19 protein-coding genes are annotated in these 20,113 nt (G+C 75.9%); 3 read left to right on the plus strand and 16 right to left on the minus strand.

Going from position 1 to position 20,113, the window contains the following annotated elements; all coding sequences use genetic code 11:
* Window positions 1-56: 56 nt before the first annotated feature.
* The 12 genes from lgt to ACI783_RS01380 all read right to left on the minus strand — a co-directional run bounded on the left by lgt (window position 57) and on the right by ACI783_RS01380 (window position 13,478).
* A complete protein-coding gene (gene lgt / locus ACI783_RS01325) occupies window positions 57-1,094 on the minus strand; it encodes a prolipoprotein diacylglyceryl transferase (protein ID WP_457138768.1) in 1,038 nt (345 codons plus the stop codon).
* Complete coding sequence (gene trpA, locus ACI783_RS01330; protein ID WP_457138769.1) at window positions 1,091-1,972, minus strand: tryptophan synthase subunit alpha; 882 nt, start codon at window positions 1,970-1,972, stop codon at window positions 1,091-1,093. The genes lgt and trpA overlap by 4 nt, the downstream gene beginning before the upstream one ends.
* Complete coding sequence (gene trpB / locus ACI783_RS01335) at window positions 1,969-3,336, minus strand: tryptophan synthase subunit beta (RefSeq protein WP_457138770.1); 1,368 nt, start codon at window positions 3,334-3,336, stop codon at window positions 1,969-1,971. The genes trpA and trpB overlap by 4 nt, the downstream gene beginning before the upstream one ends.
* A gap of 54 nt (window positions 3,337-3,390) precedes the next feature.
* Complete coding sequence (gene trpC / locus ACI783_RS01340) at window positions 3,391-4,200, minus strand: indole-3-glycerol phosphate synthase TrpC (protein WP_457138771.1); 810 nt, start codon at window positions 4,198-4,200, stop codon at window positions 3,391-3,393.
* Window positions 4,201-4,423: 223 nt separating this feature from the next.
* Window positions 4,424-5,050 (minus strand): Trp biosynthesis-associated membrane protein, encoded by a 627-nt coding sequence (locus ACI783_RS01345; RefSeq protein ID WP_457138772.1) that lies wholly within the window; start codon window positions 5,048-5,050, stop codon window positions 4,424-4,426.
* Window positions 5,047-6,546, minus strand: a complete 1,500-nt coding sequence (locus ACI783_RS01350; protein WP_457138773.1) for an anthranilate synthase component I — start codon at window positions 6,544-6,546, stop codon at window positions 5,047-5,049. The genes ACI783_RS01345 and ACI783_RS01350 overlap by 4 nt, the downstream gene beginning before the upstream one ends.
* Window positions 6,533-6,901: a phosphoribosyl-AMP cyclohydrolase gene (gene hisI / locus ACI783_RS01355; RefSeq protein WP_457138774.1), complete on the minus strand. Its 369-nt coding sequence runs from the start codon at window positions 6,899-6,901 to the stop codon at window positions 6,533-6,535. The genes ACI783_RS01350 and hisI overlap by 14 nt, the downstream gene beginning before the upstream one ends.
* 49 nt (window positions 6,902-6,950) lie before the next feature.
* Window positions 6,951-7,472: a hypothetical protein gene (locus ACI783_RS01360; protein WP_457138775.1), complete on the minus strand. Its 522-nt coding sequence runs from the start codon at window positions 7,470-7,472 to the stop codon at window positions 6,951-6,953.
* Between the two features lie 158 nt (window positions 7,473-7,630).
* Window positions 7,631-9,286 (minus strand): FAD-binding dehydrogenase, encoded by a 1,656-nt coding sequence (locus tag ACI783_RS01365; RefSeq protein WP_457138776.1) that lies wholly within the window; start codon window positions 9,284-9,286, stop codon window positions 7,631-7,633.
* Window positions 9,270-9,797 (minus strand): hypothetical protein, encoded by a 528-nt coding sequence (locus tag ACI783_RS01370; RefSeq protein ID WP_457138777.1) that lies wholly within the window; start codon window positions 9,795-9,797, stop codon window positions 9,270-9,272. The genes ACI783_RS01365 and ACI783_RS01370 overlap by 17 nt, the downstream gene beginning before the upstream one ends.
* 28 nt (window positions 9,798-9,825) lie before the next feature.
* Window positions 9,826-11,667, minus strand: coding sequence for an ABC transporter ATP-binding protein (locus tag ACI783_RS01375; RefSeq protein ID WP_457138917.1), 1,842 nt, complete (start codon window positions 11,665-11,667; stop codon window positions 9,826-9,828).
* Window positions 11,668-11,672: 5 nt separating this feature from the next.
* A complete protein-coding gene (locus tag ACI783_RS01380) occupies window positions 11,673-13,478 on the minus strand; it encodes an ABC transporter ATP-binding protein (RefSeq protein ID WP_457138778.1) in 1,806 nt (601 codons plus the stop codon).
* A 150-nt stretch (window positions 13,479-13,628) separates the two neighbouring features.
* On the opposite strand from ACI783_RS01380, the gene ACI783_RS01385 reads away from it, so the two are divergent.
* Window positions 13,629-14,258, plus strand: a complete 630-nt coding sequence (locus tag ACI783_RS01385) for a TIGR03085 family metal-binding protein (RefSeq protein WP_457138779.1) — start codon at window positions 13,629-13,631, stop codon at window positions 14,256-14,258.
* A gap of 136 nt (window positions 14,259-14,394) precedes the next feature.
* Here ACI783_RS01385 and hisF read toward each other — a convergent pair whose 3' ends face one another.
* From hisF to priA, 3 genes are read right to left on the minus strand one after another with little or no spacing between them, the layout of a single operon-like run.
* A complete protein-coding gene (gene hisF / locus ACI783_RS01390) occupies window positions 14,395-15,189 on the minus strand; it encodes an imidazole glycerol phosphate synthase subunit HisF (protein ID WP_457138780.1) in 795 nt (264 codons plus the stop codon).
* Entirely contained in the window at window positions 15,186-15,590 is a 405-nt protein-coding gene (locus ACI783_RS01395; RefSeq protein WP_457138781.1) for a RidA family protein, read from the minus strand. Before ACI783_RS01395 ends, hisF begins: the two co-directional genes overlap by 4 nt.
* Window positions 15,587-16,312 carry a bifunctional 1-(5-phosphoribosyl)-5-((5-phosphoribosylamino)methylideneamino)imidazole-4-carboxamide isomerase/phosphoribosylanthranilate isomerase PriA gene (gene priA, locus ACI783_RS01400; RefSeq protein WP_457138782.1) on the minus strand — a complete coding sequence of 242 codons (726 nt, stop codon included), beginning with the start codon at window positions 16,310-16,312 and terminating at the stop codon, window positions 15,587-15,589. The genes ACI783_RS01395 and priA overlap by 4 nt, the downstream gene beginning before the upstream one ends.
* 60 nt (window positions 16,313-16,372) lie before the next feature.
* On the opposite strand from priA, the gene ACI783_RS01405 reads away from it, so the two are divergent.
* Entirely contained in the window at window positions 16,373-16,972 is a 600-nt protein-coding gene (locus ACI783_RS01405) for a nitroreductase family protein (RefSeq protein ID WP_457138783.1), read from the plus strand.
* 16 nt (window positions 16,973-16,988) lie between these two features.
* Entirely contained in the window at window positions 16,989-17,753 is a 765-nt protein-coding gene (locus tag ACI783_RS01410) for an SDR family NAD(P)-dependent oxidoreductase (protein ID WP_457138784.1), read from the plus strand.
* A gap of 3 nt (window positions 17,754-17,756) precedes the next feature.
* Here ACI783_RS01410 and ACI783_RS01415 read toward each other — a convergent pair whose 3' ends face one another.
* On the minus strand, window positions 17,757-20,054 hold the full coding sequence (locus ACI783_RS01415; protein WP_457138785.1) for a M28 family peptidase: 2,298 nt from the start codon (window positions 20,052-20,054) through the stop codon (window positions 17,757-17,759).
* Window positions 20,055-20,113 lie beyond the last annotated feature (59 nt).

Raw genomic sequence — 20,113 nt, forward strand, 5'->3', positions numbered from 1 at the left:
CGATCTGATGTCGCACATCTCTCTTCCGGCGACGCCGACGAGCTCGGCGGGACCGGTCAGCCGGGTGCCGCGCCCCGGGTCTCGTCCCCGCCGGCCCGGGTGGCCGTGGAGCCGGTCCCGGCTGCCGGCGAGGGGCTCTCCCCCACCGGGTCGCCGGTGGGCGTGGAGGCGCCGTCGGCAGCCGGGGCGGGGGCGCCCGCCCCGGTCTCATCGGCGGCCGGGGTGCCATCGGCGGCAGCGCGGGCGTCCCGGCCGCGGGTGATCACCTCGCGGGGGCGACCGCGCTGCCAGACCAGGTAGGCCACCGCGAGCAGGCCGACGATGATCGAGGTGAAGACGTTGAGCCGCAGCCCGAAGAACTGCTCCGCGGTGTCGATCCGGAGCATCTCGATCCACAGCCGGCCGGCGCAGTAGGCGGCGACGTAGAGGGCGAAGGCCCGGCCGTGGGAGAGCCGGAACCGCCGGTCGGCCCAGACCACCAGCACCGCGACGCCGAGGTTCCACAGCAGCTCGTAGAGGAAGGTCGGGTGGAAGGTGCCCAGCACCTGCGCCTGGCCGTCGGGCCCGGTGATCGCGCGGCCGGCCGAGGCGTCCCAGCGGTGGATGGTCAGCGCCCACGGCAGGTCGGTGGCCCGCCCGTAGAGCTCGTTGTTGAACCAGTTGCCCAGCCGGCCCACGGCCTGGGCGACGACGATGCCGGGCGCGATCGCGTCGGCGTAGGCCGGCAGCGGGATGCCCCGCCGGCGGCAGGCGATCCAGGCGCCGACGCCACCGAGGGCGATGGCCCCCCAGATGCCCAGGCCGCCCTCCCAGATGGCCAGCGCGCGCAGCGGGTCACCGTTCTCGCCGAAGTAGGGCTGCGGCGTGGTGAGCACGTGGTAGATGCGGCCGCCGACGATGCCGAACGGCACCGCCCAGACGGAGATGTCCAGGACGTCACCGGGAGCGCCACCGCGGGCGACCCAGCGCTTCTCGGCGATCAGGACGGCCAGCACGATGCCGGCGATGATCGCCAGCGCGTAGGCGCGCAGCGGGAAGGGCCCGACCTCCCAGACGGCCTGGGTCGGGCTGGGGATCGCCGCGAGCACGTTCACGAGAGCACCACCGGACGGCGGCGCACGCCCTCGGCCAGGTCCTGCGACAGCCGCCGGACGCCGTCGGGGCCACGGCCCTCGATCAGCTCACGGACGTAGGCGGACCCGACGATGACGCCGTCGGCGAAGCCGGCGACCTCCGCGGCCTGGTCGGCGTCGGAAACGCCGAGGCCCACGCAGACCGGCAGCTCGGCGACCTCGCGGGTGCGGGCGACCAGCCGTTCGGCGGCGTCGCCCACCGTCGCCCGGGTGCCGGTCACGCCCATCGTGGAGGCGGCGTAGACGAACCCGCGGGAGGCCGCGGCCGTGGCCGCCAGCCGGGCGTCGGTGGACGACGGCGCCACCAGGAACACCCGGTCCAGCCCGGTGCGGTCGGTGGCGGCGATCCACGCAGCGGCCTCGTCGGGGATCAGGTCGGGGGTGATCGCCCCGGCTCCCCCGGCGGCGGCCAGGTCGTCCGCGAACCGGTCGACGCCGTAGCGCTCGATCGGGTTCCAGTAGCTCATCACGACCGGCACCGCACCGGCGTCGGCCACCGCCCGCACGGCGCGGAGCACGTCGGCCATCCCCACCCCGGCCCGGACGGCGACGTCCACGGCCTGCTGGATGACCGGCCCGTCCATGCCCGGGTCGGAGTAGGGGACGCCGATCTCGACGATGTCCGCGCCACCCTCGACCGCGGCCACCATCGCCTCGATCGAGCCGTCGACGTCGGGGTAGCCCACCGGCAGGTAGGCGATCAGCGCCGCGCGCGACTCCGCGCGGGCGGCGGTGATCCGGGTGGCGAGCAGACTGCCTCGACTCCGGCTCCGCTCCGCTCCTCGCTCGCCGGCGCTCGCTGCGGTGCTCACTCCGCCGTCGTTCCCGGGCGCGCTCACGCCTGCTCCCCCGCATCCGGGCCGGCGACGGCCTCGTGGTTGGCCACGGCACCCTCGGTGGGCTGCTGGGCGGTGTCCATCCCCGGACCGGGGTCGACCTCCTCGCGGTCGCCGAGGCCGAACCAGGTCGAGGCGGTCTCCACGTCCTTGTCCCCGCGGCCGGAGAGGTTGACCAGCAGCACCGCGTCCGGGCCCAGCTCGCGACCGACCTGCATCGCTCCGGCCAGCGCGTGCGCGGACTCGATCGCCGGGATGATCCCCTCGGTGCGGCACAGCAGCGCGAAGGCCTCCATCGCCTGCGCGTCGGTGACCGGCCGGTACTCGGCCCGCCCGATGTCGTGCAGGTAGGAGTGCTCCGGCCCGACGCCGGGGTAGTCCAGGCCGGCCGAGATGGAGTGCGACTCGATGGTCTGCCCGTTCTCGTCCTGCAGCAGGTAGCTGCGGGCGCCGTGCAGCACCCCGGGGTCACCCCCGGTGATCGACGAGGCGTGCCGCCCGGTCTCCACGCCGTCGCCACCGGCCTCCAGGCCGATCAGCCGGACCCCGTGGTCGGGCACGAACGCGGTGAAGATGCCGATGGCGTTGGAGCCGCCGCCGACGCAGGCGAGCACCGCGTCGGGCAGCCGGCCCAGCCGGTCGAGCAGCTGTCCGCGCGCCTCGTCGCCGATGACCCGCTGGAAGTCGCGGACCATCGCCGGGAAGGGGTGCGGGCCGGCGACGGTGCCGAAGACGTAGTTGGTGGTCTCCACGTTGGTGACCCAGTCGCGGAACGCTTCGTTGATGGCGTCCTTGAGGGTGCGCGAGCCGGTGGTGACCGGGACGACCTCGGCGCCGAGCAGCCGCATCCGGGCGACGTTCAGCGCCTGGCGCCGGGTGTCCTCCTCGCCCATGTAGATGGTGCACGACAGCCCCATCAACGCCGCGGCGGTGGCGGTGGCGACGCCGTGCTGGCCGGCACCGGTCTCGGCGATGACCCGGGTCTTGCCGATCCGCTTGGTCAGCAGCGCCTGGCCCAGCACGTTGTTGATCTTGTGCGAGCCGGTGTGGTTGAGGTCCTCGCGCTTGAGCAGCACGGTGGCGCCGCCGCAGTGCTCGGCGAACTTGGGGACGGCGGTGATCGGGCTGGGCCGGCCGGTGTAGTCGCGCTGCAGCTCGGCGAACTCGGTGAGGAACGCGGGGTCGACCCGCATCGCCTCGTAGGCCTCGGTGAGCTCGTCGAGGGCGGCGATCAGCGCCTCGGGGACGAAGCGGCCGCCGTAGGGGCCGAAGTGCCCGGTCGCGTCCGGCCACTCCGGACGCGCCGCATCATCGCGGGAACTGGCGTCGAGGACGTCAGGGGCCGGAGGGTGTGCGGAGAGGCTCACGTGCCCAGCTTGACACGGCTGACACGGGAAGCGGGCGGGGGTCCCCGGATCGGCTCAGCGGGTCGCGCGCGGGGTGGCCGGGTGCGAACCGGCGGTGACCAGGTCGGCGACGGCCTGCCGCGGGTCGCCCGCGGTGACCAGGCCCTCGCCGACGAGCACGGCGTCGGCGCCGGCCCCGGCGTAGCTGATCAGGTCGTGCGGCCCGCGGACGCCGGACTCGGCGATCTTGACCACCTCGCTGGGCAGCCCGGGGGCGATCCGCTCGAACGTGGAGCGGTCGACCGACAGCGTGGTCAGGTCGCGGGCGTTGACCCCGATCACCGACGCGCCGGCGGCGAGCGCCCGGTCGGCCTCGGCCTCGCTGTGCACCTCCACCAGCGCCGTCATGCCGAGCGACTCGATCCGCTCCAGCAGCCCGGTGAGCACCGGCTGCTCGAGCGCGGCGACGATGAGCAGGACCAGGTCGGCGCCGTGGGCGCGGGCCTCGTGCACCTGGTAGCTGCTCACCACGAAGTCCTTGTTCAGCACCGGGACGTCGACGGCGGCGCGGACGGCGGCCAGGTCGGCGTGCGAGCCGCCGAACCGGCGCCCCTCGGTGAGCACGCTGATCGCCCGGGCCCCACCGGCGGCGTACTGCGCGGCCAGCGCGGCCGGGTCGGTGATCGCGGCGAGGTCGCCCTTGCTCGGGCTGCGGCGCTTGACCTCGGCGATCACCCCGACCCCCGGCGCGCGGAGCGCGGCGAGGGCGTCCAGCGCCGGGCGGGCGTCGCGGGCGGCGGCCTGCACCTCCGGGAGCGGCACCGCGGCCTGCCGCGCGGCGACGTCCTCACGGACGCCCGCCACGATGTCGTCGAGGACGCTCATGACCCCTCCTCGCAACCCCACATCATGTGCCACCGGATCGGCTCCCACCACCGGGAGTCGGTGAGATCACTGTAGAGGCGCCCCCCGGGGCCCTCGGCCGGGGGCCGGGCGCCGTGCTGGAACGGCTCCGGTGTAAGGCCGCACGGCGACGAGGGGCACCCCGTCCTCGTCGTCCCACGCATGCTCCGGCGAGCTACGGGACGGGCCCGGGGCACCGGGGTTCTCACTCCGTCGGGTCCTCGCCCCGGTCCAGCGCCTTCCAGGCGGCCTGGTGGCGGTCCTCGTCGGTGGCCGGGCGGGCCGGCGCGGCACCGGCGGTCGTGCGCTCGTACCGCCGGCCCATGCCCGGCCAGCTCCCGCCGCGCAGCACCACGAGCACCCCCACCAGGAGGGCCAGGACGCCCGCGGCGACGGTGACCGCCGGCCAGCCGGCCGCCACGTCGACGGTGACCGGGCCCCCTCCCCGGCCGACCGCGGGCAGCTCGGTCGAGATGTCCTGGAGCCCACCACCCAGCGCCCGGACGCCGGACCACGCCAGCGCGCCCCCGGCGGCGGCGACGAGCAGGCCGACGACCGCCCGGGCCACACCGCGGACGGCGATCACCGCCACGGCGGCCGCGAGCAGCAGCAGCCCGCAGGCGGCGACCAGCGGCGCGGCGTCCGCGCCGCTGAGCACCGCCGTGGTGGGCGGCAGGGGTGGCTGGCGGACGATCGTGACGTCGGCCCACGGCTGCCCGGACGCCGACAGCGCCAGCCCACCGGCGAGGGCGCTGCCCAGCACCGCGGACGTGAGTTGCCGCCGCGACGCGGCGCCGGGGCCGGAGTGCCCGCTGCGGGCGGCCTCGCTCACGGGAGCTCCCGCAGCCCCTCCGCCGTCGCGATCGCCGAGAGCACCGCGCGCGCCTTGTGCCGGGTCTCGGCCTCCTCGGTGGCCGGGTCGCTGTCGGCGACGATCCCGGCGCCGGCCTGCACGTAGGCCCGGCCGTCGTGCAGCACGGCGGTGCGGATGGCGATCGCCATGTCCATGTCGCCGCTGGCGTCGACGTAGCCGACGGTGCCCGCGTACAGCGCCCGCCGGGTCGGCTCCAAGGACTCGATGACCTCCATCGCCCGCGGCTTGGGCGCCCCCGAGACGGTGCCGGCGGGGAAGGTCGCGTCGAAGACGTCGAGGGCGTCGCGGCCCGGGGACACCTGCCCGGCGACGGTCGAGACCAGGTGCATGACGTGGCTGTAGCGCTCCACCCGCATGAAGTCCGCCACCTCCACCGAGCCGGGCACGCACACCCGGCCGAGGTCGTTGCGGGCCAGGTCGACGAGCATGACGTGCTCGGCGCGCTCCTTGGGGTCGGCGAGGAGCTCCTCGGTGAGCCGCACGTCGTCCTCCGGCGTCGCGCCGCGGGGGCGGGTGCCGGCCGGCGGGTGCACCACGGCCCGCTCCCCCGTCACCGTCACCAGCGCCTCCGGTGAGGAGCCGACGACGTCGAACGGCGACTCCCGGCCGGCGAAGCGCAGCAGGTACATGTACGGCGAGGGGTTGCTGGCCCGCAGCACCCGGTACAGGTCCAGCGCATCGACGTCGGTGGCCAGCTCGAAGCGCTGGGCGAGCACGGTCTGGAACACGTCACCGGCCCGGACGTGCTCACGCACCCGCTCCACGCCGACCTCGTACTCCCCCGGCGCCATGTTGCTGCTGACCGGCGGCGCATCGGCGGTGGTGAGCGTCGCGACCGACGGGGGCACCGCCGAGGTCAGGTCCGCCGCCATCGCGTCGAGCCGGGCGACGGCGTCGTCGTGGGCGTCCGGCCCGGCGGCCAGCGCGTTCGCGATGAGCAGCACCGTGCCGTCGGTGTGGTCGAGCACGGCGAGGTCGGTGACCAGCATCAGCGCGAGCTCGGGCATCCCGAGGTCGTCGGTGCTGGTCACCGGCAGCCGCTCCAGCCGGCGGACGACGTCGTAGCCGAGGTAGCCGACCAGCCCGCCGGTGAGCGGCGGCAACCCGGGCGCGCGCGGCGAGCGGAGCCGCCGGGCCAGGGTGCGGACGGCGGCCAGCGGGTCGGCGGGCAGGTCGTCGGTGAGCCCGGGCAGCGGGTCGCCCACCCACGTCGTGGCGCCGTCGCGCTCGGTCAGCGTGCCGGCGCTGCGCACCCCGACGAAGCTGTACCGGGACCACTGCTTGCCCTGCTCGGCCGACTCCAGCAGCACCGTGCCGGGCCGGTTGCGGGCCAGCTTCCGGTACAGGCCGACGGCGGTCTCGCCGTCGGCCAGCAGCCGGCGGGTGACCGGCACGACCGGCGCGGTCGCGGTGAGGAACTCCGCCCGCGAGGGCGTGGTGTCACCGAGCCGCACCGGGCACCTCCAGCGGACGGTGGAAGCAACTGCGCTCGCCGGTGTGGCAGGCGGGCCCCTCCTGGTCCACGAGCAGCAGCAGCGCGTCGCCGTCGCAGTCCAGCCGGACGTCGCGCACCCACTGCCGGTGACCCGACGTCTCCCCCTTGACCCAGTACTCCCGCCGGCTGCGCGACCAGTAGGTGGCCCGGCCGGTGGTCAGCGTGCGGCGCAGCGCCTCGTCGTCCATCCAGGCGACCATGAGCACCTCGGCGGTGTCGTGCTGCTGGACGACGGCGGCGACCAGGCCGGCGGGGTCACGGCGGAGCAGGCCGGCGACCGCCGGGTCGAGCCGGGGACCGGAGGGGGCGGACATGCCGCTGATCGTCCCACTCCGCCGCGGACGCGCCGTCAGCCCCTGCGCATCAGCGCTCGCGCCCCGGGGCCGCCCGCTGCCAGGCGACCGCGTCGGGGAGGACGGTGAGCCCGGCGGCGGCGACGCCGAGCGCGCCGTAGACCACCGGCAGCACCACCACGGCCTCACCGATCGGCGCGGTGGTGCTGGTCAGCACCACCACCCAGTAGACGGAGAGGCACAGCTGGCCGGCAGCCGCTGCCCACAGCCACTCCCGGCGCCCGCCGGACAGCGCGGTCAGCCCACCGACCACGAAGAACGCGACGACGAGCAGCTGCACCAGGGCGATCCACGGCCCGATGCCGGCCGAGGGTCCGCGGGTGACCGCGAGCAGCGCGCTGAACGCCATCGCGTAGACGGTGCCGACGAGGGTGAGCAGCGCCGAGCCGAAGGCGAGCACCGCCGCGCCGACGACGACGCCGGGACGGCGGGGTCCGCGGGCGAACGGCGGCGCGTAGCCGCCCCAGCCCGGGTACGGCGGCTGGCCCGGGTACGGCGGCTGGCCCGGGTACGGCGGCGCCCACTGCGGCACCGGGCCCCACTGCTGGTGCGCTGCCGACGGCGGCCCCCACGGCTGCGGCGGCCCCGGCTGCTGGTCCCACGACTGCCCGGTGGGCGGCGGCCCACCGTAGGGCGGCTGGCCGTGGGGCGGCTGCCCGGGCGGGGGGACGGCGTCCCAGTCCGGCGAGCTCACAGGCTCGCCGCCAGCGCCCGGCCGGCGACCCGGCCGGAGAACAGGCAACCGCCCAGGAAGGTGCCCTCCAGCGACCGGTAGCCGTGCATCCCACCCCCGCCGAAGCCGGCCACCTCCCCGGCCGCGTACAGGCCGGGGAACGGCTCGCCGTCGGCACGCAGCACCCGCCCGGCGAGGTCGGTCTCCAGCCCGCCCAGGGTCTTGCGGGTGAGCAGGTTGAGCCGGACGGCGATCAGCGGGCCGGCGTCGGGGTCGAGCAGCCGGTGCGGGGCCGCGACCCGGATCAGCTTGTCGCCGAGGAAGCCGCGGGCCTGGCGGATCGCGGTGACCTGGGCGTCCTTGGTGAACCGGTTGGCGATCTCCCGGTCACGGGCGACCACCTCCCGCTCGACGGTCGCGAGGTCGACGTGCGGGGTGTCGCCGGTGAGCCGGTTCATCCCGGCCACCAGCTGCGGCAGCGTGGGGGCGACGACGAAGTCCTCCCCGCGGTCCAGGAACGCCTGCACCGGCGCGGCGGCGCCGCTGCGCACCCGGGTCAGCAGGAGCTTCAGGTCCTTGCCGGTGAGGTCGGGGTTCTGCTCGGAGCCGGAGAGGGTGAACTCCTTCTCCACGATCTTCCGGGTGAGCAGGAACCAGGTGTGCTCGTGCCCGGTCGTGCCGATGTGCGCGAGCGTGCCGAGGGTGTCGAAGCCGGGGAACAGCGGCACCGGCAGCCGGGTGCCGGTGGCGTCCAGCCACAGCGAGGAGGGGCCGGGCAGGATCCGGATGCCGTGCCGTTCCCAGACGGGCGAGTGGTTGGCGATCCCCTCGGTGTAGTGCCACATCCGGTCGGGGTTGATCACGCTGCCGCCGGCGGCCTCGGTGATCTGCAGCATCCGGCCGTCGACGTGCGCCGGGACGCCGGAGAGCAGCCGCCGCGGCGCCGGGCCCAGCCGGGCCGGCCAGTTGCGCCGGACCAGCTCGTGGTTGGCGCCGATGCCACCCGCAGCGCCGACGACGGCTTGCGCGGAGAGGTCGAACTCCCCCACCTCGGCCCGCGAGCTGGCCACCCCGCGGGCGACGTCGCTGGGCTCGAGCACGGCACCCCGGACGCCGGTGACCGCGCCGTCGGTGACGACCAGCCCGTCGACCCGGTGCCGGTGGCGGACGTCGACGAGCCCGCGGGCGGCGGCGTCGGCGACCCGTTGCGCGAAGGGGGCGACCACCCCGGGGCCGGTGCCCCAGGTGACGTGGAAGCGGGGCACCGAGTTGCCGTGGCCGGTGGCGGTGTAGCCGCCGCGCTCGGCCCAGCCGACCACCGGGAAGAACCGCACCCCCAGGCCGTGCAGCCAGGCGCGCTTCTCCCCCGCGGCGAACTGCAGGTAGGCCTCGGCCCACTGCCGCGGCCAGTGGTCCTCGGCGCGGTCGAACCCGGCGGTGCCGAACCAGTCCTGCCGGGCGAGCTCCAGGGAGTCGCGCACCCGGAGGCGACGCTGCTCGGGGGTGTCGACGAGGAACAGCCCGCCGAAGGACCAGTGCGCCTGCCCGCCCAGCGAGGTCGCGGGCTCCTGGTCCAGCAGCAGCACCCGCGTGCCGGCCTCGGCCAGCTCGGCGGTGGCGACCAGCCCGGCCAGCCCCGCCCCCACCACGATCACGTCAGCGTCGGTGCTCACCACCGCGACGGTAGCGGGCGCGCGGCTCCTTCGGCGGCCGACGACCCGCACGGGCCCACTCCCGCACCGGGCGCTGCGCGGCGAGCACCAGCCCGCCCAGCGGCCCGACGGCCAGCAGCAGCGGCGAGGCCGCCGTCGAGCCGCCACCGAGCAGCCCGAAGAGGACGGCGAGCAGCAGCAGCCCGATCAGGGGCAGCAGACAGGCCAGCAGGAGCAGCAGCCAGCCGGGCAGGCGCCCCAGGCCGGTGCCGCGCCAGACCAGCACCGCCCCGAGGACGGCGAGGGCGGCCAGCGCCACCGGCGCCAGCAGGTACCAGCCCCAGCCGGGGTCGGCATCCCACAGCAGCCAGCCCAGCCACAGGTCCTCGACGGCGACGAGCAGGCCGAGCACCGCCGCGAACGGAGCGGCCTGCGGCCGGGTGGGTGCGGCGGGCGCGACGGTGGAGCCACGGCCGACCGGCCGGCGAGGCTGGGGCTGACGGGAGCGGGCCTGCGGCCGGGACGACGGCATGCCCGGAGGGTAGGAGGGCCCCTGACGCTCAGCTGGGCAGCGGCAGGACGGGGGCTGCCGGTTCCGGCTGCCGGCCGGAGCTGCGCCGCCAGGAGGCGTGCAGCCGGGCGTAGGGACCCTCGCTGTCGACCAGCTCGGCGTGCGTGCCGCGCTGCACGACCCGGCCGGCGTCGACGACGAGCACCTCGTCGGCCCGCTCCGCCGTGGACAGCCGGTGGGCGATGGTCAGCGTCGTCCGCCCGTCGGTGAGCGCGTCCAGGGCCCGGGTCAGCCGCATCTCGGTGGCCGGGTCGACGGCGCTGGTCGCCTCGTCGAGCACCAGCAGGTCGGGGTCGGCGACGTAGGCGCGGGCGACGGCGACCAGCTGCCGCTCCCCCGCGCTGAGCGACTCCCCGCGCTGGCCGACCGGGGTGGCCACGCCGTCGGGGAGGCCGGCCACCCAGTCGCCCAGGCCGAGCTCGTCGAAGGCGGCGGTGACCTGTGCGTCGGTCGTGCCGGGCCGGCCGTAGCGGACGTTGTCGGCCACCGTCGCGTCGAAGAGGAAGCCGTCCTGGGGCACCATCACCACCCGCTGGCGCAGCGAGGCGAAGGCGACCTCGTCCAGCGGGACCCCACCGACCAGCACGCGCCCCTCCGTCGGGTCCATCAGCCGGGTGACCAGCTTGGCGAAGGTGGTCTTGCCCGAGCCGGTCTCCCCCACGATCGCCACCCGGGTGCGCGCGGCGATGGTCAGGTCGACGTCGTCGAGGGCCTTGCGGCCGCCGGCGGCGTAGGCGAACGAGACGTGGTCGAAGCGCACGTCCAGCGGTCCGGGCGGCAGCGCGCGGCCGTCGGCGGGGTCGCGCACGTCGGGCTCGGTGTCCAGCACGTCGAGCACGCGGCGGAACCCGGCGACGGCGTTCTGCGCCTCGTTGAGCACCTCGCTGGCGGTCTGCACCGGCGCCACGAACAGGGTGACCAGGAACAGGAAGGCGACCAGCGTGCCGGCGCTGATGTCCCCGGCGATGCCCAGCAGCACGCCGACCACCACGACCGCGGCGTTGGCGACGGCCGCGACGAGCTCGCCGCTGACGTAGACCCCGGCGGTGACCTTCTGCGCGTCGACGGAGGCGCGGTAGTGCCGGTCGATGGCGCGGTCGATGCGGGCCGCCGTCCGGGCCCGGATGCCGTAGGCGCGCACCGTGGGCGCGCCGACGACGGACTCCCCGACGGCGGCCAGCACGTCCCCGACCCGCTCGCGCACGACGCCGTAGGCCGCCGCCAGCCGCTTGGCGAACCACTTCACCGCGATCGCCAGCGGCACGAAGCAGGCCAGCACCAGCAGGGTGAGCTGCCAGGAGTAGACCGCCATCACCACGGTGGCGACGACCAGCTGGCCGACGCTGACCAGGCCGAGGACGCCGCCCCACTGCATGAACACCGACAGCTGGTCGATGTCGCTGGTGACCCGGGAGACCAGCGATCCGCGCCGCTGACCCTGCTGGTGGAGCACCGAGAGGTCGTGCACGTGCCGGAAGGCGCGCACCCGCAGCCCGGCGAGCGCGGTCTCGGTGGTGCGGAACAGCCGCACGTTCATCCGGTAGACCGCGACACCGGTGACGACCACGACGACCGCGGAGACGAGCACCAGCTCGCGGACCAGCGGGACGTCCGGGCCACCGGGGGCGCCGAGCCCGCGGTCGAGCACCTGCTGGACGGCGATCGGCACGACCACCCGGCCGGCGGTGGCGATCAGCGCGAGCAGGAAGGTGACCGGCAGGCCCTGGCGGAACTCCGGCATCATCCGCAGGCCGCGGCGGAGGGTGGCGGTGGCGCTCTCCGGCCGGCGGTCGGCGGCGAGGACGACGTCGCCGTCCCCGGGAGTCTCCATCGTGCTCACGCCTGCGCCTCCGCGGGTGCGCGATCGGCCGCTGCGCCGTCGGGCTCCTGGTAGGCGCGGACCAGCCGCGCGTAGCCGGGCACCTGCGCGAGCAGCTCGGCGTGGCTGCCGCGGGCGACCAGGCGGCCGCGCTCCAGCCAGACGACCTCGTCGGCGAGGGCGATGGTGGCCTGGCGGTAGGCGACGACGACGACCGTGGCCGGGCGGTCGGCGGCCCGCAGCGCGTCGAGGATGCGCGCCTCCACGGCGGGGTCGACGGCGCTGGTGGCGTCGTCGAGCACGAGCAGCCGGGGTCGGCGGACGACGGCGCGGGCCAGGGCGAGGCGCTGGCGCTGGCCGCCGGAGAGGCTGGCGCCACGCTCCCCGACCCGGGTGTCCAGGCCGTGCGGGAGCCGGGCGACGAAGTCGTCGGCCGCGGCGATCCGGAGCGCCTCGTGCACCTGGGCGTCGGTGAAGTCGCCGCCCAGGGTGATGTTGTCGCGCACGGTGTCGTCGAAGAGGAAGGTCGACTGGGCCACGAACGCGACCTGGTCGCTGACCTCGCCCTCGCGCAGGGTGCGCAGATCGACGTCGTCGAGCAGCACGTCGCCGCGCTGCGGGTCGACCAGGCGCACGAGCAGGCCGGCGAGGGTCGACTTGCCCGCGCCGGTGGGCCCGACGACGGCGAGGGTGCGGCCGGCGGGCACGTCGAAGGTGACGCCGTCCAGCGTCGGCCGGGTGGCGCCCGCGTAGCCGAAGCCGACCTCACGCAGGCCGACGGTGGCACCGCGGTCGCCGCCGGGCGCGGCGTCCGGTCCGTGCGGGATCTCGCCGGTGGCCTCCAGCACCGGGGTGACCCGGTCCCAGCCGGCCAGCGCGCGCGGCAGGTCGGCGAGCACCCAGCCGATGGCGCGGATCGGCAGCGCCAGCAGGGTGAACAGGTAGGAGATGGAGACCAGGTCACCGGCGCCGGTGGCGCCGGCGGCGACGCGCTCGGCGCCGACCAGCAGCACGGCGAGGGTGCCGAGGTTGGGCAGGGCCTCCATGAGCGGGTCGAACAGGCCGCGCACCCGGCCGACGGCGACCAGGCTGTCGCGGAGCTCGTCGGCCCGCGAGGCGAAGCGCGCGGTCTCGTCGGCCTCCCGGCCGAGGGTCTTGACCACCAGGGCGGCGTCGAAGCTCTCGTGGGCGATCTCGCTGACCTCGGCGCGCAACTGCTGGGCGCGGGCCATCCGCGGGCTCATCACCTGGCTGTAGACGGCGTTGATCACGAAGACCAGCGGGAAGACGACGAAGCCGACCACCGCGAGCAGCGGGTCGGTGAGGACCAGCGCCGCGATGGTGATCGCGATCATGACGAGCGCGCCGCAGGCGAAGGGCAGCGGAGCGACGAAGAACCAGGCGGCCTCGACGTCGGAGTTGGCGTTGGACAGCAGCTGGCCGGTCGGGTGGCGCTGGTGCCAGGACAACGGCAGCCGCAGGTACTGACCGGTGACCCGCCGGCGGTACTCGGCCTGCAGCCGGTAGCTCATGATCCCGGCGAAGAGCCGGCGGCCGAGGATGCCGACGATCTTCAGCAGGGCGACGACGACGATCGTCAGCGCGGCCAGGGAGAGGGCGCCGGCGGTGGTGTCGCCCTCCTCGAAGGCCGGGAGCAGCACCCGCTCGGTGATCCCGCCGACCACATAGGCGCTGGCGACGGTCATCGCGCCGTAGAGGCTGCTGCCCAGCACGGCGAGGGTGAAGATGCCCGGCTGCCCGGCGACTGCGCGCCCGACGTGGCGGACGCCGCGGCGGACCACGGCGTCTCTGCGGCGCGGCACGGGGCCTCCTGTCGGTGGTGCGGGGCGGCGTCCGCAGCCTACCCGGGTTGCTTACCCGGCCTAATCGGTTTCCGGCCCCGCCGTCTCGTTCCGGGCCCCGCCGTCTCGTTCCGGGCCCCGCCCGGGGCGGAGCTGGCATAGCCTCGGGGCGTGCCTCCTCCCTCCGTGCCCGTGTCCCGGTCGGAGCGAGCGGCGCTGGCGGACCTGCTCGAGGAGCTGGGTCCCGACCAGCCGACCCGGTGCGCCGGGTGGACCACCCGTGACCTCGCCGCGCACCTGGTGGTGCGCGACCGCCGCCCGGACTCGATGCCCGGGCTGGCCGTCGGTGGGCCGTTCGCGACGTGGACCCAGCGCGTGCAGCAGCGGACCGGCGCCGCCCGCGACTGGCCCGAGCTGGTGGCCGCGCTCCGCTCGGGACCACCGAGGTGGCTGCCGGGGTCCTGGCCGGTGGCCGACCGGCTGCTGAACACCACCGAGTTGGTGATCCACCACGAGGACGTGCGGCGCGCCCAGCCGGACTGGTCGCCGCGGGAGCTGCCCCGCGACGTGCAGGACCAGCTGTGGAAGGCCGTGCCGTTCCTGGCCCGGGGCCGGGAAGCGGCTCGTACCGAGGGTGGGGTGATGGTGCGCCGCAGCGACGTCCCCGACGGCGCCCCGGGCAGCGAGCGGCGGCTGCGCAAGGGCACCCCGACCACGACCGTGGTGGGTGCCCCGCTCGAGGTGCTGCTCTGGGTGAGCGGCCGCCAGGACGTCGCCTGCGTCGACCTGACCGTCGAGTGACCGCGGCGGGCCTCGTGGTGCCCCCGGCCGGGCGGACCCGGCGGAGCACCGTGCGCTGAGGGCACGTTCCGCTGCCGAAGTGCGCCCTCAGCGCACCGTGCTCGGGGGGGTGCGTCGGCGCCCTGCGCGGGACGGATCAGCGCAGCGGGTGGTCGGTCTCCTGGCGGATCGGCGCCCCGGCGGCGGCCAGGCCGGCCTTGACGTCGCCGACCCGCAGCTGCCCGAAGTGGAAGACGCTCGCGGCGAGCACCGCGTCCGCGCCGGCCTCGACCGCGGGCGGGAAGTGGTCGACCGCCCCTGCTCCCCCACTGGCGATCAGCGGCACGGTGACCTCGCGGCGCACCGCACGGATCAGCTCGGTGTCGAAGCCGGCCCGGGTGCCGTCGGCGTCCATGGAGTTCAGCAGCACCTCGCCGACCCCGAGCTCGGCGGCCTGCACGACCCACTCGACGGCGTCCCGGCCGGTGCCCCGGCGGCCGCCGTGCGTGGTGATCTCGAAGCCCGAGTCGGTGACCGCGCCGTCGCGCACCCGGCGGGCGTCCAGCGACAGCACCAGCACCTGGTTGCCGAACCGGTCGGCGATCTCGGCGATCAGCTCCGGCCGCGCGACGGCGGCGGTGTTCACCGCGACCTTGTCCGCGCCGGCGCGCAGCAGCTTGTCGACGTCGCCGACGCTGCGCACACCCCCGCCGACGGTGAGCGGGATGAAGACGCTCTCCGCGGTGCGGCGGACCACGTCGTAGGTGGTCTCGCGGTCACCGGAGCTGGCGGTGATGTCCAGGAAGGTCAGCTCGTCGGCGCCCTCGGCGTCGTAGACCCGGGCCATCTCCACCGGGTCACCGGCGTCGACGAGGTCGACGAAGTTCACGCCCTTGACCACCCGGCCGGCGTCGACGTCCAGGCACGGGATCACCCGCACGGCGAGGCTCATGCCACACCCCGCACCGAAGCGCCCCGAACGGCGTCGGCCTCGATCTCCACCAGCATCGCCGGGTCGATGAGGGCAGCGACCTGCACCATCGCGGTGGCCGGCCGGACCAGGCCGAAGAACTCCCCGTGCACCCGCCCGACCTCCTCCCAGCGGCTGATGTCGGTGACGTACATCCGGGTGCGCACCACGTCGCCGAGGGTGAAGCCGGCCTCGTCCAGCGCCCGCTGGATCCCGCCGAGGGCCACCCGGGTCTGCCCGGCGGCGTCCCCGGGGTACGCCACGACGCCGTCGGCGGTCGCCGTCGTCCCGCTCACCCAGGCGCTGTCGCCCGCCACGACGACCCGGCTGTAGCCCACGACGTCCTCCCACGGCGCGCCGGAGCCGATCCGCAGGGCGCTCACTCGGCGGTCACCGCGAGCGCCTCGGGCAGGGTGAACGCCCCGGCGTACAGCGCCTTGCCGACGATCGCGCCCTCCACGCCCACCTCGGTCAGCCCGGCCAGGGCGCGGATGTCGTCGAGGGAGCTGACGCCGCCGGAGGCGATCACCGGGCGCGGGGTGGCCGCGCAGACCTCGCGCAGCAGGTCGAGGTTCGGCCCGCGCAGGGTGCCGTCCTTGGTGATGTCGGTGACGACGTAGCGGGCGCAGCCCTCCTCGTCGAGCCGGGCGAGGGTCTCGTACAGCTCGCCGCCCTCCTTGGTCCAGCCCCGGGCGGCCAGCCGGGTGCCGCGCACGTCCAGGCCCACGGCGATCCGGTCGCCGTGCTCGGCGATCGCCCGGGCGCACCACTCCGGCGACTCCAGCGCCGCGGTGCCCAGGTTGACCCGCCGGCAGCCGGTGGCCAGCGCGGCGGCGAGCGACTCGTCGTCCCGGATGCCCCCGGACAGCTCCACGTCGACGTCGAGCTCCCCGACCACCCGGGCCAGCAGCTCACGGTTGGACCCCCGCCCGAACGCGGCGTCGAGGTCGACCAGGTGCACCCACTCCGCCCCGTCGCGCTGCCAGGCCAGCGCGGCCTCCAGGGGGTCGCCGTAGGAGGTCTCGCTCCCGGCCTCCCCCTGCACCAGACGGACGGCGAGGCCGTCGGCGACGTCGACGGCGGGGAGCAGCTGCAGCTTCGGCACGGGTCCAGCCTAGGGAACACCGCCGACGGGCCCGTCGGACCGCTGCGGCAGGGTGTCCGCATGGAGTTCGGGGACGTCGTCCGGCGCCGCCGCATGGTGCGCGACTACGACCCCGACCGGCCGGTGCCGCCGGAGGTGCGCGACCGGTTGCTCGACCACGCGATCCGGGCGCCTTCGGCCGGGTTCAGCCAGGGCTGGGCGTTCCTGGTGCTGGAGACCGCCGAGGAGCGCGACCGGTTCTGGGCCGCCACCACCGACGGCGGCACCCCCGACGGCTGGCTGACCCGGATGCGCCGGGCGCCCTTGCTGATCGTGCCGTTCTCGTCCAAGGACGCCTACCTGGACCGGTACGCCGAGCCCGACAAGGGCTGGACCGACCGGGACGAGGCCCGCTGGCCGGTGCCGTACTGGCACGTCGACGCCGGCATGGCCTCGCTGCTGGTGCTGCTCACCGCGGTCGACGAGGGCCTGGGCGCCTGCTTCTTCGGCGTACCGCCGGAACGGGTCGCCGCCCTGCGTGCCGCGTTCGGCGTGCCCGACTCCCACACCCCGGTCGGGTGCCTGTCGATCGGCTACCCGGGCGGGGAGGACCGGCGGTCACCGTCACTCCGGCGGGGTCGCCGCGGCCTGGACGAGGTCGTGCACCGTGGCAGCTGGTGACTGGTTGACTGCTCCCGTGGCTGACGAGCAGACCTCCCGTGCCGTGCTGGTGACCGGCGCCTCCCGCGGCATCGGCCGCGCCATCGCGCTGGCCTTCGCCGACCGGGGCGACCGGGTGGCGGTGCACTGGGGCGGCTCCCGGGAGCGCGCCGAGCAGGTGCTGGCCGAGCTGCCCGGCGCGGGGCACGTGCTGGTCCAGGCCGACCTCACCGACCCGGACGCCGTCGGGCGGATGGTCGACGAGGCCGCCGCGGCGCTGGGCGGCCTCCACGTGCTGGTGAACAACGCCGGCGTCTTCACCGCGCACCCGCCGCTGGAGACCGGCTACGACGAGTGGCAGGCCGCCTGGCAGCACACCCTGGCGGTGAACCTGGTGGGCCCGGCCAACGCCACCTTCCGCGCCCTGCCGCACCTGATCGCCGCCGGCGGTGGCGCGGTGGTCAACGTCTCCAGCCGGGGCGCGTTCCGCGGCGAGCCGAACAACCCCGCCTACGGAGCGAGCAAGGCCGGGCTCAACGCCTTCGGCCAGTCGATGGCGCTCGCGCTGGCGCCGCACGGCATCTCCGTGGGCACCGTCGCCCCGGGCTTCGTGCAGACCGAGATGGCCCGCGAGGTGCTCGACGGCCCGGGCGGCGACGCCGTGCGGGCGCAGTCGCCCTACGGCCGGGTGGCCCGCCCGGAAGAGGTCGCCTCCGCCGTGCTCTGGCTCGCCTCACCGGGGGCCCGGTTCTCCACCGGCACGATCATCGACGTCAACGGCGCCTCCTACCTGCGCAGCTAGGGCTCAGAGGGTCAGCGCCGTCGACACCACCAGCAGGTCCGAGGTGTGGGTGCCGGCGATCCCGACGTCGTCCGGCCGTCCCGCGAAGCCGGGCACGTCGGCCAGCCCGTCGGTGCCGTCGAGCGCGCGCACCGTCACCGGCCCGTCGCCGGCCAGCCGGAAGGTGGCCGTCGCACCGTCGGCCGGCGGCGCGTGCACGGTCACGGTCAGCCGCTGCCCCCCGAGCGCGCTGCCCGGCACGTCGCGCCCGAGCACCTCGCCGCCGGTCACCTCCGCACCGGAGACGTCGAGCACCAGCAGCCGCGCGTCGCGCTCGGAGGTCACCCGCACGGTCACCTCGCGGCCGCCGTCCACCGGCGTGGTGGTGGCCGCCACCCCGGGCGACGGCAGGTCCGCAGCCTCGGCCGGGCCGGTGGCCACCTCCCCGGAGAAGACCGGGAAGACCTCGGTCAGCTCCCCCTGGTCGGCGTCCGGCCCGGCCAGGTACTCCGCCGTCCAGGGCACCGGGTCGTCCTCGGTGCTGATCCACCAGGCCTCCCCCGAGTCCGCGTCCAGGGCGTACATCAGCTGGGTCGGCGCCGGGTGCTCGGCGTCGAACCGGTCGACCACCAGCCCGGTGACGAGCAGCGCGGCAGCCACCACGCCGGCCACCCCGGGCACCAGCACCACGGCACGCCCGCGGGTCGGCGAGGCGGGGAAGAGCAGCTCGAACACCGGCAGCAGCACCAGCGCGAGCAGCACGGTGAACAGCGCCGGCGCCGCACCGGTGGCCAGGCCCAGGGCGGGGAAGAACAGCGCGATCGTGGGGGCGAGGACCAGCACGGCGACCGCTCCGGCTCCCAGCGCCGCCACTGGCCGCACCCAACCCGGCCGGGCCAGCACCGCGACGACACCGGCCAACGCCGCGACGAGCGCGGGAACGGCCGCCAGGTAGGAGCCGCCGGGCGCCACCACCGCCAGCACCACGCCCAGCACGGCGAGCCAGCCGAGCCCACCGGCGGCCAGCGCGCCGGCGCCCACCCGCCGGCGCAGCAGCGCGTACCAGGCCAGGACGACGGCGAGCACGAGCACCACCACCGCGACCCGGTACCAGCCCGGCCGCCAGGGGTCGGTCATCCCGCCATAGCCGGGGCGCACCGCCACCAGCAGGGCCCACACCCCCTGGCCGGCCAACGGCGCGGCGACCACCGGGACCACGGCCAGCGCGAACCCGGCCAGGGTGCGGCGCAGTGGCGTGCCGGCCCGCTGCCGCAGCACGACGGCGAGCGCGCCGACCGCCCCGACGGCGAGCAGCGCGACCGGCCACACCGTCCAGCCGGGCACGCGCAGCAGCCGGCCCAGCACCGGGAAGTAGGTCGCGTCCCCGGCCGCGGGCTCGGCGAGCTCGTCCAGGTCGGCCTGCGCCAGCTCACGGGTGAGCGCCAGGGTGTTGTCACCCATCGCCTGCAGGCTGCCGCGGTTCATTCGCGACGGGGTGTCCAGCGGCGTGTGGTACGCCGCCGACCCGTCGATGTAGGCGGTGTTCAGCCCGGTGAAGCGGCCGCTGTCGAGGAACGGGCTGAAGTCGGTGTCGTTGGGCAGCAGCCGGTAGACCTCGACGGCGAAGCTGGTCGCGACCGGGTGCGGCGCCGCGCCGGCGAACACCCCGGCGAGCGCGGCGTTGCCGGTGGCCGTCTCGAACATCACCGGCGGGCCGCCGGTCCCGCGGGCCTCCAGGTTCAGCACCACCCCACCGTCGTCGGCCAGCGGGTGGTCGCGGACGAACGCCTCGGCGCCGCAGAGACAGGCCTCCTCGGCGTCGGTGAGCACGACGACGACGTCATTGCGGAGTCGGGGCCCGGTGGTCAGCGCCCGCGCCGTCTCCAGCACGGTGGAGACCCCGGCGGCGTCGTCGTTGCCGCCGGGCCCGTTCTCGACCGAGTCGTAGTGGGCGACCAGGAAGAGCCGGCCGCTGGGGTCGGTGCCGGGCAGCAGGCCCACGACGTTGCGGACCCGGGCGACCTCGAGCTCGCCGGGCCCGCCGGGGTTCGCGCCGACCGCGTCCTGCACCTGCGGGTCCAGCCCCAGCTCGGTGAGGGTGTCGACGAGGTGCTCGCGCACCCGGTCGTTGGCCGGGCTGCCGGTCACGTGCGTCTCGGCGGCGACCGTCTCGACGTGCTCGAACGCCCGCGCCGCGCTGAACTCACCGTCCGGGGCGTCGGCCGGGGCGGGGTCCGGCGGTTGCAGGACGGCGATGCTCAGCGCGGCCAGGGCACCGAGGAGCAGCAGGACGACCGGGCCGAGCAGGCGGGCGGACCGCACGGGACACCTCCGACAGACGTGGGCCGGATCACCCTAGGGGTGGCCCGGCCCAGTCGGAG

The sequence above is a fragment of the Modestobacter sp. SYSU DS0511 genome (assembly GCF_054050755.1).

What these genes read in the sequence shown, in the direction of transcription:
- trpC (WP_457138771.1), bottom strand. Translation starts at nt 4,200, where the DNA reads ATGAGCGTCCTCGACGACATCGTGGCGGGCGTCCGTGAGGACGTCGCC.
- hisI (WP_457138774.1), bottom strand. Translation starts at nt 6,901, where the DNA reads ATGTCCGCCCCCTCCGGTCCCCGGCTCGACCCGGCGGTCGCCGGCCTG.
- ACI783_RS01370 (WP_457138777.1), bottom strand. Translation starts at nt 9,797, where the DNA reads ATGCCGTCGTCCCGGCCGCAGGCCCGCTCCCGTCAGCCCCAGCCTCGC.
- ACI783_RS01375 (WP_457138917.1), bottom strand. Translation starts at nt 11,667, where the DNA reads ATGGAGACTCCCGGGGACGGCGACGTCGTCCTCGCCGCCGACCGCCGG.
- hisF (WP_457138780.1), bottom strand. Translation starts at nt 15,189, where the DNA reads ATGAGCCTCGCCGTGCGGGTGATCCCGTGCCTGGACGTCGACGCCGGC.
- ACI783_RS01405 (WP_457138783.1), top strand. Translation starts at nt 16,373, where the DNA reads ATGGAGTTCGGGGACGTCGTCCGGCGCCGCCGCATGGTGCGCGACTAC.